Annotated in this window: 17 protein-coding genes; all 17 read left to right on the top strand. The window is 35.9% G+C overall.

Annotated elements, in window-relative coordinates; genetic code table 11:
- The first annotated feature begins 499 nt into the window (after window positions 1-499).
- The 17 genes from xerC (at window position 500) to flgG (ending at window position 15,070) form a co-directional block, all read left to right on the top strand.
- Window positions 500-1,408 carry a tyrosine recombinase XerC gene (xerC, locus tag CWR45_RS11010; protein ID WP_115749911.1) on the top strand — a complete coding sequence of 303 codons (909 nt, stop codon included), beginning with the start codon at window positions 500-502 and terminating at the stop codon, window positions 1,406-1,408.
- Window positions 1,409-1,432: 24 nt separating this feature from the next.
- A complete protein-coding gene (gene hslV, locus CWR45_RS11005; protein ID WP_115749910.1) occupies window positions 1,433-1,978 on the top strand; it encodes an ATP-dependent protease subunit HslV in 546 nt (181 codons plus the stop codon).
- A 21-nt stretch (window positions 1,979-1,999) separates the two neighbouring features.
- Entirely contained in the window at window positions 2,000-3,394 is a 1,395-nt protein-coding gene (gene hslU, locus CWR45_RS11000) for an ATP-dependent protease ATPase subunit HslU (protein ID WP_115749909.1), read from the top strand.
- A gap of 27 nt (window positions 3,395-3,421) precedes the next feature.
- Window positions 3,422-4,201 carry a GTP-sensing pleiotropic transcriptional regulator CodY gene (gene codY, locus CWR45_RS10995; RefSeq protein ID WP_115749908.1) on the top strand — a complete coding sequence of 260 codons (780 nt, stop codon included), beginning with the start codon at window positions 3,422-3,424 and terminating at the stop codon, window positions 4,199-4,201.
- Window positions 4,202-4,633: 432 nt separating this feature from the next.
- Window positions 4,634-5,029 carry a flagellar basal body rod protein FlgB gene (gene flgB / locus CWR45_RS10990; protein WP_115749907.1) on the top strand — a complete coding sequence of 132 codons (396 nt, stop codon included), beginning with the start codon at window positions 4,634-4,636 and terminating at the stop codon, window positions 5,027-5,029.
- 2 nt (window positions 5,030-5,031) lie between these two features.
- Window positions 5,032-5,484, top strand: a complete 453-nt coding sequence (flgC, locus tag CWR45_RS10985) for a flagellar basal body rod protein FlgC (protein ID WP_115749906.1) — start codon at window positions 5,032-5,034, stop codon at window positions 5,482-5,484.
- A 15-nt stretch (window positions 5,485-5,499) separates the two neighbouring features.
- Entirely contained in the window at window positions 5,500-5,805 is a 306-nt protein-coding gene (fliE, locus tag CWR45_RS10980; protein WP_115749905.1) for a flagellar hook-basal body complex protein FliE, read from the top strand.
- Window positions 5,806-5,878: 73 nt separating this feature from the next.
- Entirely contained in the window at window positions 5,879-7,477 is a 1,599-nt protein-coding gene (gene fliF, locus CWR45_RS10975; protein WP_115749904.1) for a flagellar basal-body MS-ring/collar protein FliF, read from the top strand.
- A gap of 12 nt (window positions 7,478-7,489) precedes the next feature.
- On the top strand, window positions 7,490-8,503 hold the full coding sequence (gene fliG, locus CWR45_RS10970; protein WP_115749903.1) for a flagellar motor switch protein FliG: 1,014 nt from the start codon (window positions 7,490-7,492) through the stop codon (window positions 8,501-8,503).
- Window positions 8,496-9,248 carry a flagellar assembly protein FliH gene (gene fliH / locus CWR45_RS10965; protein WP_170138843.1) on the top strand — a complete coding sequence of 251 codons (753 nt, stop codon included), beginning with the start codon at window positions 8,496-8,498 and terminating at the stop codon, window positions 9,246-9,248. The genes fliG and fliH overlap by 8 nt, the downstream gene beginning before the upstream one ends.
- 3 nt (window positions 9,249-9,251) lie before the next feature.
- On the top strand, window positions 9,252-10,571 hold the full coding sequence (fliI, locus tag CWR45_RS10960; RefSeq protein ID WP_115749901.1) for a flagellar protein export ATPase FliI: 1,320 nt from the start codon (window positions 9,252-9,254) through the stop codon (window positions 10,569-10,571).
- Window positions 10,571-11,017 carry a flagellar export protein FliJ gene (gene fliJ, locus CWR45_RS10955; RefSeq protein WP_115749900.1) on the top strand — a complete coding sequence of 149 codons (447 nt, stop codon included), beginning with the start codon at window positions 10,571-10,573 and terminating at the stop codon, window positions 11,015-11,017. The genes fliI and fliJ overlap by 1 nt, the downstream gene beginning before the upstream one ends.
- A 4-nt stretch (window positions 11,018-11,021) precedes the next feature.
- Window positions 11,022-11,621, top strand: coding sequence for a MotE family protein (locus tag CWR45_RS10950; RefSeq protein ID WP_170138842.1), 600 nt, complete (start codon window positions 11,022-11,024; stop codon window positions 11,619-11,621).
- A gap of 29 nt (window positions 11,622-11,650) precedes the next feature.
- Window positions 11,651-13,267, top strand: coding sequence for a flagellar hook-length control protein FliK (locus tag CWR45_RS10945; protein WP_115749898.1), 1,617 nt, complete (start codon window positions 11,651-11,653; stop codon window positions 13,265-13,267).
- Window positions 13,268-13,276: 9 nt separating this feature from the next.
- Window positions 13,277-13,735 (top strand): flagellar hook capping FlgD N-terminal domain-containing protein, encoded by a 459-nt coding sequence (locus CWR45_RS10940; protein ID WP_115749897.1) that lies wholly within the window; start codon window positions 13,277-13,279, stop codon window positions 13,733-13,735.
- Window positions 13,736-13,751: 16 nt separating this feature from the next.
- The gene (locus CWR45_RS10935) at window positions 13,752-14,126 is read left to right on the top strand and encodes a TIGR02530 family flagellar biosynthesis protein (protein ID WP_115749896.1); all 375 of its coding nucleotides are present in this window, start codon (window positions 13,752-13,754) and stop codon (window positions 14,124-14,126) included.
- Window positions 14,127-14,209: 83 nt separating this feature from the next.
- Complete coding sequence (gene flgG, locus CWR45_RS10930) at window positions 14,210-15,070, top strand: flagellar basal body rod protein FlgG (RefSeq protein ID WP_115749895.1); 861 nt, start codon at window positions 14,210-14,212, stop codon at window positions 15,068-15,070.
- Window positions 15,071-15,095 lie beyond the last annotated feature (25 nt).

Raw genomic sequence — 15,095 nt, 5'->3', positions numbered from 1 at the left:
TGAGCAACTGACTTGTTATGGTGCCAAAATGGATGATACGACAACCAAAGCCATTCCAATTAAATAAATGTTTTTCCGGATAGATTGCAGAAAAAGTAAACTGGGACGATTTATATAAAGACATTGTTTAGAAAAGTTAACATAGAATAAATAAAAATGTATTAACTTATTTAATTTTAGGGAACAAAATAAAGATAATTATGAATAGATTCTTATAAAATTGGTAATACATTTAAATAGTGGGGATTCACAAAAAATTCACTAAATCACTTTATCACCAGGTTAACCGCTGATATTTGTTGACTAATCACTGTCAAGGATTTATAATATCGCATTGGTAGGTTGATTTTAGTTTATTAGCTAAATTAATACAGCGTATGGAAACTACCATTAAAACAAAATGGCTACGATTCAGAATTTTGTTGCAATTTAGTCAAATTTATTGCATCGGCATGATTAGTGTGATATGATTTATTCGCAGTCCTTTTGAGGTGCTAAAATGGAAGAATTCTATACTCAGTATCGGTCATTTGTTGAATATTTACAGATTGAAAAGAACGCTTCTCCGTATACTGTAAAGTGTTATCAGAATGATCTGGATTCTTTTTTGGGTTTTCTTAATCAAGAAGGAATTCATCAATTGAATGATGTTAATCATCAAGTTGTTCGATTGTTTCTGACGAATTTATACGATCGAAAACTTAGTAGAAGATCTGTATCAAGAAAGATTTCTTCATTGCGCAGTTTTTTTAAATTCATAGAACGAGAGAAACAAGTTGAAACCAATCCGTTTATTCAAATAACTTTACCTAAAACGACGAAACCAATTCCAGGTTTTTTATATATGGAAGAGCTAGAGAAGCTGTTTGAAGTAAGTGATATGACGGAGCCTTTGGGGCAACGTAATCAGGCAATCTTGGAAACTTTATATGGTACTGGAATAAGGGTAAGTGAATGTCAAGGCATTAAGCTTGGGGATATTGATTTTTCAATTGGCACCATTTTTATTAAGGGAAAAGGTCGGAAAGAACGTTATGTTCCTTTTGGAAGGTATGCGGAAATTGCCTTGGAGACATACATACAGGAAGGCAGACAGAAGCTGCTGGAAAAATCAAACATAGAAACGGACACTCTATTTTTAAATGCACGCGGTAAAATACTAACTGCAAGAGGTATCCGACTTATTCTGAATAAAATGGTGGAAAATGCGGCATTAACTGTTCATGTACACCCACATAAATTACGGCATACGTTTGCAACCCATTTATTAAATGAGGGTGCTGATCTCCGTACTGTTCAAGAACTACTTGGGCATGATAATTTATCTTCCACTCAAATCTATACTCATGTAACAAAAGATCATTTACGAGATGTGTACATGAAGAGTCATCCAAGAGCAAATGATTAAATGCTACTAAAGAGGTGATCGTTTTTGACTAATGAGATGCATGCTACTACTATTTTTGCGATTCAACATAATGGACAATGCGCAATGTGTGGTGATGGTCAAGTTACATTAGGCAATGCAGTTGTGATGAAACACAAGGCGAAGAAGGTTAGGACGCTATTTGAAGGTCAAGTTTTAGCGGGATTTGCTGGTTCAGTAGCAGATGCTTTTACTTTATTTGAGAAATTCGAGGGAAAGTTAGAAGCCTTTAACGGTAATTTAACACGTGCCGCTGTTGATCTAGCACAAGAGTGGCGGAGTGATCGAGTACTTAGAAAGCTAGAAGCAATGTTGATTGTAATGAATAAGGAGCATATGTTTTTAGTTTCTGGAACTGGAGAAGTGATTGAGCCTGATGATGGAATTCTAGCAATTGGTTCAGGCGGTAATTATGCACTCAGTGCAGGAAGAGCCTTAGTAAGACATTCAAGCGGATTATCTGCTAAAGAAATAGCACAAACAGCGTTGGAAGTTGCTGGAGAAATTTGTGTATATACAAATGATTATATTACTTTAGAGGTACTTGAATAATAAAGGAGGTCTTTCTAAAGCATGGGTATTGATTACACTCCGAAGCAAATTGTAAGTCAGTTGGATAAGTATGTCATCGGACAAAAGAGTGCAAAGAGAGCTGTTGCCGTTGCTCTTAGAAATCGTTATCGCAGAATACAGCTTGACGATGCAATTAAAGAAGAGATTACACCTAAGAATATTTTAATGATTGGGCCTACAGGAGTCGGTAAGACCGAGATTGCTAGAAGATTAGCGAAGCTTGTTGGTGCGCCATTTGTAAAAGTAGAGGCAACTAAATTCACAGAAGTTGGTTACGTCGGGCGTGATGTCGAATCGATGGTACGTGACTTAGTTGAAATGGCTGTAAGAATGATTAAAGAAGAGAAAATGCATGAAGTGATGGATGAAGCGTTGCGAAAAGCGAACAAAAATCTAGTTAGTTTATTGGTCCCACAGACTAAGAAACAAGCAGGCATTAAAAATCCATTTGAAATGTTTTTTTCAAATCAAGATTCTGATCAAGTCGAAAATGATATAACAGATAAAGATGAAGAACTAAGGAACAAGCGAAAGCAAATTGAGCATAAACTTGCCTTGGGAGAACTTGAAGACCAAATGGTCACAGTAGAAATCGAAGAAGTTGCTCCTTCCATGTTTGATATGTTGCAAGGATCCGGAATGGAACATATGGGCATGAATATGCAAGATGCATTTGGACAGTTTATGCCAAATAAAAAAAAGAAACGTAGACTCCCGGTAACGGAAGCAAGAAAAGTACTAACACATCAAGAAGCACAGAAGCTTGTTGATATGGAAGAAGTAGCACAAATTTCGATAGAACGTGCAGAACAGTCAGGGATCATTTTTATTGATGAAATTGATAAAGTAGTCAGTAAGGGAGATAATACTGCGAATGTTTCACGAGAAGGCGTACAACGAGATATTCTACCCATAGTAGAAGGATCGACAGTAATTACGAAACATGGACCAGTAAAAACAGATCACATGTTATTTATTGCAGCGGGTGCATTCCATATGGTAAAACCTTCTAATTTAATCCCTGAGCTGCAGGGGAGATTTCCTATAAGAGTAGAGCTTGAGAAGTTGTCGGTAGAGGATTTTAAACTGATATTAACAGAGCCTTCAAATGCTTTAATTAAACAATATCAAGCATTACTAAAAACAGAAGGTATAGATGTTGTTTTTACAGACGAAGCTATAGATAGGCTTGCAGAGATTGCCTTTCAAGTTAATCAGGATACAGATAACATTGGTGCCAGAAGGCTTCACACGATAATGGAGAAACTGTTAGAAGATTTATCATTTGAGTCACCAGAAATAACAATGGAGAAAATTGATATAACTCCAAATTATGTTGATCAAAAACTACAAAACATTGTACAAAACAAGGACTTAAGTCAATTTATACTATAACCTGAAACAATTGAATGGAGGATTATCATGGAATTACTAGAACGCGCAAGAAAAATTAATGCAATGTTACAAAAAGCAACAGGAAAATCGGTGAATTTTAACGATATGTCTGCATCTTTAAGAGATGTAATTGAAGGAAATATTTACATTCTTAGCAGAAGAGGAAAGCTATTAGGGTTTGCAGTAACAAAAGAAGTAGAAAACGATCGTATGAAAAAAATGCTGGAAGAAAGACAATTCCCAGAAGAATACACACAAGGACTTTCTAGCATTTATGAAACAACAGCAAATCTTGATATTGATAGCACACATTCGGTATTCCCTGTTGAAAACAAAGATTTATTTAGAAATGGTTTAACAACAGTTGTTCCTATTATCGGCGGTGGGGAACGTTTAGGAACACTTGTACTTGGAAGAGTGAACGATACTTTTAACAACGATGATCTATTACTAGCAGAGTATGGCGCAACAGTTGTTGGTATGGAAATCTTGCATGAAAAGACAGAAGAAATTGAAATGGAAGCTAGAAGTAAAGCTGTAGTACAAATGGCAATTAGCTCACTATCTTATAGTGAATTAGAAGCAATCGATCACATCTTTGAAGAATTAAACGGTAATGAAGGACTTCTAGTAGCAAGTAAAATTGCAGATAGAGTAGGAATTACAAGATCTGTAATTGTTAATGCATTGCGTAAGCTGGAAAGTGCTGGTGTTATTGAGTCACGTTCATTAGGTATGAAGGGTACTTACATTAAAGTGCTAAACGATAAATTCTTAGTAGAACTTGAAAAATTACGTACAAGATAAAGAATTAAAAAAGCTAGGACTCAAATCGAGTCCTAGCTTTTTTTGTATCTACTTTGTATTCAGATTCTTCATGAGTTTTCTAATCAAGTATATTTCTAATTGGCCACTTGAATCGATGTTCACTAATAATGTTTGTTAATCCGCTCCATACATTTACTTCTAAGTAGATTTGACTAGGACTAAACGTATATATATCGGTGTAAGCGTTGGAAATTGCTAGTAAATTAGCGCAATTATCAGTTATCGGATGATGTTTATACAGTAAATAGAACTTAATACTCATGATAAAACCAGTCCTAAAGAACTAATTGTTTTCCAATCTGTAGATATTGTCGAAAATCAGTAGACTTTGTCACTTTTATAAACTACAATATTCGTATGAAAGAAGGTTTTTATGACCGTAAGTTTAAAATTAAATAGGAGGAGATTTTTATGGGGTTATTTAGTGGAACTATTCAAAAATTAGAACATTCACTAGATTATTCATCTACTAAAAATCGAGCTATTTCTACTAATTTAGCGAATATCGATACACCGAACTATAAATCAAAAGATGTAGTATTCAAAAACGTATTAAATGATACCCTTGAATCCTCGATCAAAGCAAAAACTACCCATTCTAAACACATTCCGTTTAATCAAACAACAATCACACCATATCAAGTAGTAACCAATAATAATACGACTTACAATAATAATGGTAATAATGTTGATGTAGATGTTGAAATGGCAGAATTGGCGAAGAATCAAATTTATTATAATAGTTTAGTGGACCGGATAAATGGAAAGTTCAGTAGTCTGCAAACGGTTTTAAGAGGAGGTAATTAATTGTGTCAATCTTTAATGCAATTAATGCAAGTGCTAGTGCATTAACAACCCAGCGATTGCGGATGGATGTCGTATCCTCAAACATCGCAAATGCACAAACTACAAGGGCAACTGTAAATGAGAATGGAGAGTATGAACCCTATCGAAGAAAGCTAGTAGTAATGGAATCTGGTGAGAATAATTTTAATTCTATTTTAAAATATGCAACGAATAAAAATGCCTCAACATCAAATGTAACGGTCTCGGAAATTAGGGAAGATGATGAGCCGTTTAAGGTTGTTTATAATCCGACACATCCAGATGCAGATGAAGCTGGGTATGTTCAAATGCCAAATGTAGACCCTTTACAAGAAATGGTAGATTTAATGAGTGCTACAAGATCATATGAAGCAAATATTACAGCACTAAATGCTAGTAAAAGTATGTTGATGAAGGCATTAGAAATTGGCAAATAAGAAGGGACCTAAATAATGAATACAATATTCAGCAATATAGCACAGCTGAATCCAACACAAGAATTAAGTCGAAATGTGTCGATTACGCCGAAAGTAGCTCAAACAAGTTTTGCTGATACATTAAAAGGTGCAATTGAAAATTTAAACGATGTTCAGATGGATTCAGATAAAGCTACAGAAGCATTGGCAACTGGAAATATTGATGATTTACATAATGTAATGATTACAGCACAAAAAGCAAGTATTACACTTGAAGCTACCGTGCAAATACAGAAAAAGGTTATCGATGCCTATAACGAAGTAATGCGAATGCAAGTATAGGTAGATAACGAATTTCAAGAAAGAGTATATCAAACTTAGATTGTGAACATATTGCACGTTGGTGGGGGAACATATGAATGAAATGATAACCAAATGGAGAGAAAATATCACTACTTTCTGGACGAAGCGAACAAAAAGCCAGAAAGGGATATTTATAGGGTCTGTCGCAATTGTTGTACTATTAATAATCGGAATATCCCTGTTTGTTAATAATACAAAATTTGTCACATTATATAATAACTTGTCATTGCAAGAAGTGGGACAAATCAAAACGGAATTAGATTCAAGAGGTGTGCCTTATGAGTTGGACGATGGTGGGACGACGATATCTGTACCGGAAGAACAGGTTGATACACTGCTAGTTGATTTAGCGGGTCAAGGCATACCAAGCAGTGGAAACATAGACTATTCTTTTTTTAGTGAGAATTCTTCCTTTGGAATAACTGATAATGAGTTTAATATAATGAAGCTCGATGCAATGCAGTCGGAGCTGGCCAACTTGATTACAGGCATTGATGGGATTGAAAATGCCCAAGTTATGATTAACATGCCTGAAAAGCCGGTTTTTGCAAATGAAACATCAGAGGAAGCAAGTGCATCTATTGTATTAACGACAGAGCAAGGATATCAGTTTAAAGGCAATCAGATTGAGTCACTGTATACGCTTGTCTCAAAAGCTGTGCCAAATTTGCCTGCAGATAATATCGTCATCATGAATCAGTATTTTGAATATTTTGATCGGATGTCAGATACAGGTCTTGCTGCACAGGATGTTTATAGCAGTCAACAAGCGGTAAAACAAGATATCGAACGTGACATTAGACAGAGACTGCAGCAAATGATTGGCATGATGGTAGGAATGGACAACGTAATTGTTTCCGTAACTGCTGATGTTGATTTCACTCAAGAAAATAGAGCAGAAGAGCTAGTGGAACCTGTGGATCTTGAGAATATGGAAGGACTTCCTGTAAGTTTAGAAACAATTCAGGAATCCTATACTGGCAATGCTGCAGAAGGTGGCGTTCCAGGAGCAGGTGAAGAGGATGTAACAAATTTCCAAGTCACTCAAAATGGTGATGGTAATGGTGATTATGAGCTTGATAAAGAAACAATCAATTATGAATTTAATCGTATTCGTAAAGAGATTGTAGAAAGCCCATATAAAATTAGGGATTTAGGTATTCAAGTTGCTGTTGATAGTGTCAGAGATTCCAAGGGTTCAGAGCTTGAATATTTATCTACGCAAGATCAAAATGCAGTCGAACAAGGTATTTCATCAATTTTAGATTCGATTATTGCAACATCAATCGATGATGAATTTGAAAATGTACCAACAACTGATAACACTTCAATTGTATTTCAAGAGTTCACTGGCAGTGTAACGACACCGCAAGCAACTACACCGTTTATCCAAACTTGGATGTATGTTGTAGGTGGAATATTATTAGCAATTATTATTTTATTAATCGTACTTCTTATTCGAAATCGAAATAAGGATGAGGTTGTTGAAGAAGAACTGATGGAAACTGAAACTGTTATTGCTGAGGTTCCAGACATTCAACATGCGGAACAAACAGAATCGGATATCAGAAGACAACAATTGGAAAAAATAGCAAAAGAAAAACCTGAAGAATTTGCTAAACTTTTAAGAAGTTGGATGGGACAGGATTAGGAGGATTGTTAGATGGCAAGACAAAAAGGTGCATTAAGCGGGAAACAAAAAGCAGCAATTCTTTTAATCTCTCTTGGTCCAGATGTTTCAGCTCAAGTATATAAACATTTAACGGAAGAGGAAATTGAAAAGCTTAGCTTAGAGATTTCCTCTGTGAAAAAAGTAGATTCTAGTTTAAAAGAAGATGTTATTGAGCAATTTCATCAAGTTGCTGTTGCACAGGACTATATTTCGCAAGGAGGTATTGGCTACGCTAAAACTGTATTAGAAAAAGCATTTGGAAAAACAGAAGCTTCTAATATTATTAATCGCCTTACTTCCTCGCTGCAAGTAAGACCCTTTGACTTTGCAAGGAAAGCTGATCCACAGCAGGTATTAAATTTCATACAAGGAGAACATCCTCAAACGATAGCACTTATACTTTCTTATCTTGATTCAGAACAAGCGGGGCAAATTCTTTCTTCCTTACCTCAGGAAATGCAAGCAGATATTGCTAAACGGATTGCGACGATGGATTCTACTTCACCAGAGATAATTAGTCAAGTTGAGCAGGTTTTAGAAAGAAATCTATCCTCCTCTATCACAGAAGACTTTACTCAAACGGGTGGAATTGCTGCAGTAGTCGAAGTATTAAATGGCGTTGATCGCAGTACAGAACGAACAATTCTTGATGCACTTGAAGTACAGGATCCAGAACTTGCTGAAGAAATCAAGAAGCGGATGTTTGTATTTGAAGATATCGTAATTCTAGATAATCGTGCGATCCAGCGTGTTATCCGTGAAGTAGAAAATGATGATTTACGTCTTGCTCTGAAAGTTGCTAGTGATGAAGTTAAGCAAATCGTCTTTACCAACATGTCACAACGGATGGCTGAGACGTTTAAGGAAGAAATGGAATATATGGGACCTGTTAGACTACGTGATGTGGAAGAAGCACAGACGAGAATTGTAGGGACTATTCGAAGATTAGAGGATATTGGTGAAATAGTTATTGCGCGTGGTGGAGGAGACGATATCATTGTCTAAATTTGGCCAATCACTGGATTCAAACCGTAGAATTATTGAAATTAAGCCAATCGAACTTAGAAGAGATGAACAACAGAACAGGCAATTGATCAAAGAGGAAGATGTAGCAACTATACATACAGAAGTTCAAAAGGCGAATGCTGAGCTTGCGGAGTTAAATGATAAAAAAGAATCATTGCTTGAAGCAACAAAGGTAGAAATAGAGAATGAAAAAAGTGCATGGAAACTGGAAAGATTAAAGTGGATTGAATCAGCAAAAGAAGAAGGCTATTCAGCCGGGTTTGAACTTGGAAAGTCTGAAATTCGTATTGAATATCAAGAAATCTTAAATAAGGCAAATGCCATTGTAGAAACAACAACGAAAGATTATCATGCAACACTTGAAAAAAGTGAGGAAATGATAGCACAATTGGCAGTTAAAGTAGCTGAAAAAATTATTAAATCGACGATTACCGGGAATCCTGATACCTTTTTAGAGCTGGTTAAAGCAGCTATTAAAGAAATAGAGGATCGATCGACAATTTCAATATTTTTACATCCAATGAATTATGAAACAGTCTTTGAGCAAAAACAGGAACTTGTTAATTTATTGGAAAATGAATCAAAATTATCACTTTATGTGAGAGAAGATTTATCTGAAAATGCATGCATAATTGAACATCCATTTGGGAGAGTTGATGCAGGCATTGATACTCAGCTAAACGAAATTCGTAATGTATTATTAGAACTATCGGGTGGAGAATAAGCGATGAAATTAATAGACTATGTCTCAGCCATAGAAAAGGCCGATACATATAAGTACTATGGAAAGGTGTTACGGGTTGTTGGCTTGATGATTGAATCACTAGGCCCTCAAGCCAATATCGGTGATGTTTGTTATATTCATACTTCCAATAATGGGAAAAAGCCGATACTCTCTGAAGTTGTCGGATTTAACAACGAGCGAATTATCCTTATGCCATATTCTGAGGTGACAGAAATTGGTCCCGGCAGCATTGTAGAATCTACTGGGAAATCTTTAAGTGTTAAAATTGGACGCGGTATGATAGGTAACGTTGTTGATTCTCTAGGAAAGCCGTTAGATGGATCCCCATTGCCTAAAGGCTTGACAAATTATTTGACAGAAAATGCTCCACCAAATCCAATGTTACGTCCACCAATTGCTGAGCCGATCCAAGTTGGTGTCAAAGCAATTGATTCGTTACTAACCGTCGGAAAAGGACAGCGAGTAGGGATTTTCGCTGGAAGTGGTGTAGGGAAAAGTACATTACTCGGAATGATCGCTCGTAATAGTGGGGCAGATATAAATATTATTGCTTTAATTGGTGAACGTGGTCGTGAGGTACGAGAGTTTATTGAAAAGGACCTTGGACCAGAAGGGTTGAAAAAGTCTATCGTCGTTGTTGCTACATCAGATCAACCAGCTTTAATGCGAATTAAGGGAGCATATACAGCAACAGCCTTTGCAGAATATTTTCGCGACTTGGGCTATCAAGTTAATTTGATGATGGATTCAGTAACACGTGTTGCAATGGCTCAACGAGAGATTGGTCTTGCGATTGGCGAACCACCGACAACAAAGGGTTATACACCGTCTGTATTCTCAATTTTACCAAAGCTTTTAGAACGAACTGGAACAAATGAGTATGGAACCATTACAGCTTTTTATACAGTATTAGTCGATGGTGACGATATGAATGAACCGATTGCCGATGCAGTACGAGGAATTTTAGATGGACACTTTGTAATGGACAGAAAGATAGCTGAGCGGGGACAATTTCCTGCTATTAATGTACTTAAATCCATTAGTCGTGTGATGAACCAAATTGTGGATAAGGAGCATAAGGAAGTAGCGGTAGAGCTTCGTACAATTCTTGCTACATATGAGGAAAATCGTGAGTTAATTAATATTGGTGCATATAAACGAGGTACAAATCAGGAAATTGATCGATCAATTTCTTATTATCCATCGATTCAAGCCTTTTTAAAACAAGATGTTTTTGAGTATAAAACATTAAGTGAATCAATTGAAACAATGAAAGTATTGTTAAATGGAGGCATCAATTAATGGCCGAAACGGTTGTTTTTTCGAAAATATTACATGTACGTGAGAATGAAAAAAAAGCTGCGCAAAAAATCTATTACCAAGCAATGGATGTATTCGAGAGAGCTGCATCAGAGCTATATATCTTGTTAAAGAAAAAAGAAGCGGCTGAGGAAACTTATGATCGGTATATCCAAACAACAACAGCATTAAATAAAATTATCGATCAAGTAAATTACATTGAACAGTTAAATAACCAAATTATTTTGGTTGAGAAAAATGTACAAAAAGCTAGAACTGATATGGAAGCAAAACAATTAAAACTAACCGATGCACATGTTGAAGTAAAGAAATTCGAGAAAATTATTGAATTACGAAAAGAAACAGAAGCAAATAAAGTTAAGCAATTGGAAAAATCATTTATGGATGAAATTTCCATGAATCAATATTTAAGCCACAAAAATGGGTGAGAAAATGGCAGGACAAGCGAATGGATCGAACCAAGTTAAGAAGGAACGAAAACCAATTATATGGTTTCTTTTTGCAATAATAATCCCTATTATCGTTGCTGCTACACTAATCATAGTTATTTTAGAAGTAGCGGGTGTGGGTGTGATGGATTGGACAAAGGAGAAAGTCGGTATCAACTCAGAAGTATCCGAACCAGATACTTCTGAAAGAGAAGGTCAAACGGATAATGTCCAGTCCACAATCGAAGCAAAAGATACCGAAATTGAAGTTTTAAATCAAGATATACGTATTCTTGAGTCTACGATTGATGAATTAGAACAAGAAATAGTAAAAAACGAAAATAGTCAAGAAGGTACATCAACTGCTACAAGTGAAGAAGAAGATGGATCGCAGCAAGAAAATGATTCAGTAGCGCTAGTTGCGAATGCCTATAAGGAAATGGATAGTAAACAATCTGCTGCAATATTAGAGAGTCTTGATAGAGAAACTGCGGTGGCAATTCTGTTAGCTGTTTCAAATAAAGTAAGAGGAAGTATTTTGCAAGAGATGGATCCAAAGATTGCAGCTGAACTGACAGAATTATTATTAGCGACAGAGAATTAAATTAATGTTCTTGAGGGGGAGGTGAATAAGTGAACACGCTAGATATGATTTTTCAACATAAACAATCAGCAAATAATATGATGAGTCAACATAATACAAGAAATTTAAGTAATGGGCACGATACCTTTCAAAATGTATTGACAAACGAACATAACACAGCAGAGTCAGAACTACCTCAAGCTCTAACAAATACTTCAGATCTTGAAATAGGTAGCATGTTTAACTTAAACAAAAATGAACTAGCATTGATTATGCGTGATCAAAACAAAGAAGGGTTAAAAGCAGTTACATCAACAAAGGATTTTGGTGTTGACATTGATTCATTGAAGCTTTGGAATGAAATAAAAGCAGAAGTAAAAGAATCAATGAACCTAAATAATTCCCTAGATAATAGGTTAGGTCAGGTGGATCAGCTAAATTCACAGGACGAGCCAAAAACGATATCAACGGATTTGATGGATGAATCTATTTCACTTTTTCCGGAAGATAAACAAGAAAATGCACTTTCGATGCCATCTACATCCACTGAAGATTATGGAGTAGAAAATACATCAATGAGTTTGGGAATAGAAGTGTTAGAAACTGATGAACAGCTTGATGATTACAATTTGGGGAATCTACATCCTGCATCATTAGTTTCCCGCATTAGGGAAACGGCAGAGCAGAACGATTTAGTTATGGAGAATCCCAATCAAAATGTGGAGAAAACTAAAATATTTGAAAATAATCTTGCTACAGCACCACAACCGAGGAATTCTTCATCAGCAGTTCAAGAGCAATTAGCAAAAGTATACACGGACGTACAAAACCTTTTATCTCAAGTTCAAAGTGAAAAGGACATTCCTAAAATTGCTCATAAGCTTCTAGAGCTACTGCAGCAATGGTCAGCAATAGAAAAACAGAATAATAAATCCAGTGATCCTTCAGCACCACAATTAATAGGGAAAAATGATGGGTCAAGAGAACAATTAATCTGGAAGAATTTAGTAGAAGTTTTTCAAAAAAGACAGGATATTGCTGCAAAGCAAATGTACGATATGGACTCTAAAGTTACTACCCAGGATGTTATAAAGTGGGCAGCAAAATCATTAGAAAATCAATCACAATCCGAACGAGTATTGAATCAAACAGTTGAATTTATGCCAGCAACATCAATGCAGAAATTGGAGCAACATGCAATTCACGTTAATCGAACTCTAACAAGCGATTTGCAATCCACTACTCAAGAAGTAATGGAAAAGTTTCAATCGATAGTAAAATCTAGTAAATTTTTAACAATGCCTAATGGTACAAATCAATTGTCAATTACATTGAATCCAGATAATTTGGGTGAAATGAGACTCCGTTTAATACAAATTGATGGTGAAATGACGGTTAAGATTATGGTAACAACTCAGGCAACGAAAGAAATACTAGAGTCCAATATTAATCAATTGAAGCATATGTTTGCGCCAAACCAGGTAGTAATTGAGAAGCAAGAATCAATGATGCAGCAAAATAGTGAGCAAATGAAAGAATCAAAAGAACAACAAATGAATCAGAAGGAAGAAAGTGAATCGAACCATCAAGAGCATCATGAACAACGTTATGCTGATGATGAGTTTGAAAGTCAATTTCGTGAGATGTTAATGAATGAGAAAGTTTAGGTGAATTAGATGAATACAATCGATCCGTCATTATATTTATCAAATCAGAAGGCAATGAGAGAGCCGAAACCAACATTGGATAAAGATGGTTTTCTTCAAATTTTGATGACACAAATGCAGAATCAAGATCCAACCCAACCAATGGACAGCCAGGCAATGATTGAACAAATGACATCATTAACATCACTTGAGCAAATGATGAATATCTCAAGTTCTATTGATAATCTTGTTCAAAGCCAATTAATATCTCCTGTTATCCAATACAGCCATATGATTGGGAAGGAAGTTACCTATCAAGCATATGACCCTATAACTGGTGAGTCTCTTGGTGAAAAAGCTAGTGCTGTTGTAGCAGTCAGTCAAAATGAAGGCTGGGCTATGTTAGAACTGGAAAATGGTGAAAAGATTTATGCTGATGCGGCATTAAAAGTTAGTACCCCGGATTCTGAGGAGGATGTTACAGAATAGGAGGTGAGATGTAAGTATGGACCATCGGATACATCAAGTAGCACAGCACTATGCATTACAATTACCTATTGCAAAAAAGGCGAGTAATCTTGGGCCAAAGTCCTCGTTTAAAGATGTATTAGCAGAGCAGCAGACATTAAAAATTAGTAAACATGCGAGCGAACGTATGAATGAAAGAAATATCCAATTAAATGAGAAACAATGGCAAACATTAGAAGTAAAAATGCTAGAAGCGAAACAAAAAGGAATTACAGATTCATTAGTAGTTATGAACAATGCAGCACTTTTAGTGAGTGCAAAGAATAATACCGTTGTAACAGCAATGGACCGGGAAGAAGCAACAGGTCGAATTTTTACTAATATTAATGGTACGATTTTAATTAATGACTAGGCTGGACCCAATTGGGAGGCCATTATAGCTGTTGACTGATTGATACAGCAAATTAAATTAAACCAATAAAGGGGAAATGAGAAATGTTACGTTCAATGTATGCAGGAATCTCAGGAATGAAAAACTTTCAAACGAAATTAGATGTTATCGGGAATAATATAGCCAATGTAAATACATCAGGTTTCAAAAAAGGACGAGTTACTTTCCAAGAAATGATGGCACAAACTACAAGTGGTGCACAAGGACCAACAAATACACGCGGAGGTATTAATCCCGCACAAGTAGGACTCGGTTCTCAATTAGGATCAATAGATAATATTCAAACACAAGGATTTCGTCAAACAACGAATAATCCTTTAGACTTTGCCCTAGAGGGTGATGGAATGTTTGTTGTTGCAAGTGACTTGCAACCTGTATTAACAGATTCTGATGTATCCTATACTCGGGCTGGAAACTTTTATTTAGATGAATCAGGCGATATTGTAAATCCTCAAGGTTTATATTTGATTGGATTTGAAGTTGACCCAAATGGGGAACCTGTCTTAAATCCCGATAATAGTTATAGATACACTACTATTACAATACCGACGGATGCACAAAGTTTTAATGTGCAGTCTAATGGCGTAGTAAACTATATTGATGCTGACGGAGATACTGGTATTGCAGGTAGGGTAGCATTAGCGAATTTTGCTAATCCAGCAGGACTACTTAAAGATGGTAGTAATCATTTTTTAGCAAGTGAAAACTCAGGAACACCGCAATTTGTAGTTCCGGAATCCGAAGGTGTAGCTTCCGTAATAAGTGGTTCCCTAGAAATGTCCAACGTTGACCTTGCTGAAGAATTTACTGAAATGATAACAGCACAACGTGGATTCCAAGCAAATACTAGAATTATTACAACTTCTGATGAAATCTTGCAGGAATTAGTAAACTTAAAACGATAATAAGGGGGTAGGGAGTGCCTACAAT

Source organism: Oceanobacillus chungangensis (assembly GCF_003369565.1).
Classification (GTDB): domain Bacteria; phylum Bacillota; class Bacilli; order Bacillales; family Amphibacillaceae; genus Oceanobacillus; species Oceanobacillus chungangensis.
Note: the sequence above shows the minus strand (reverse complement) of the source record. Positions and strands in the feature narration are given on the sequence as shown.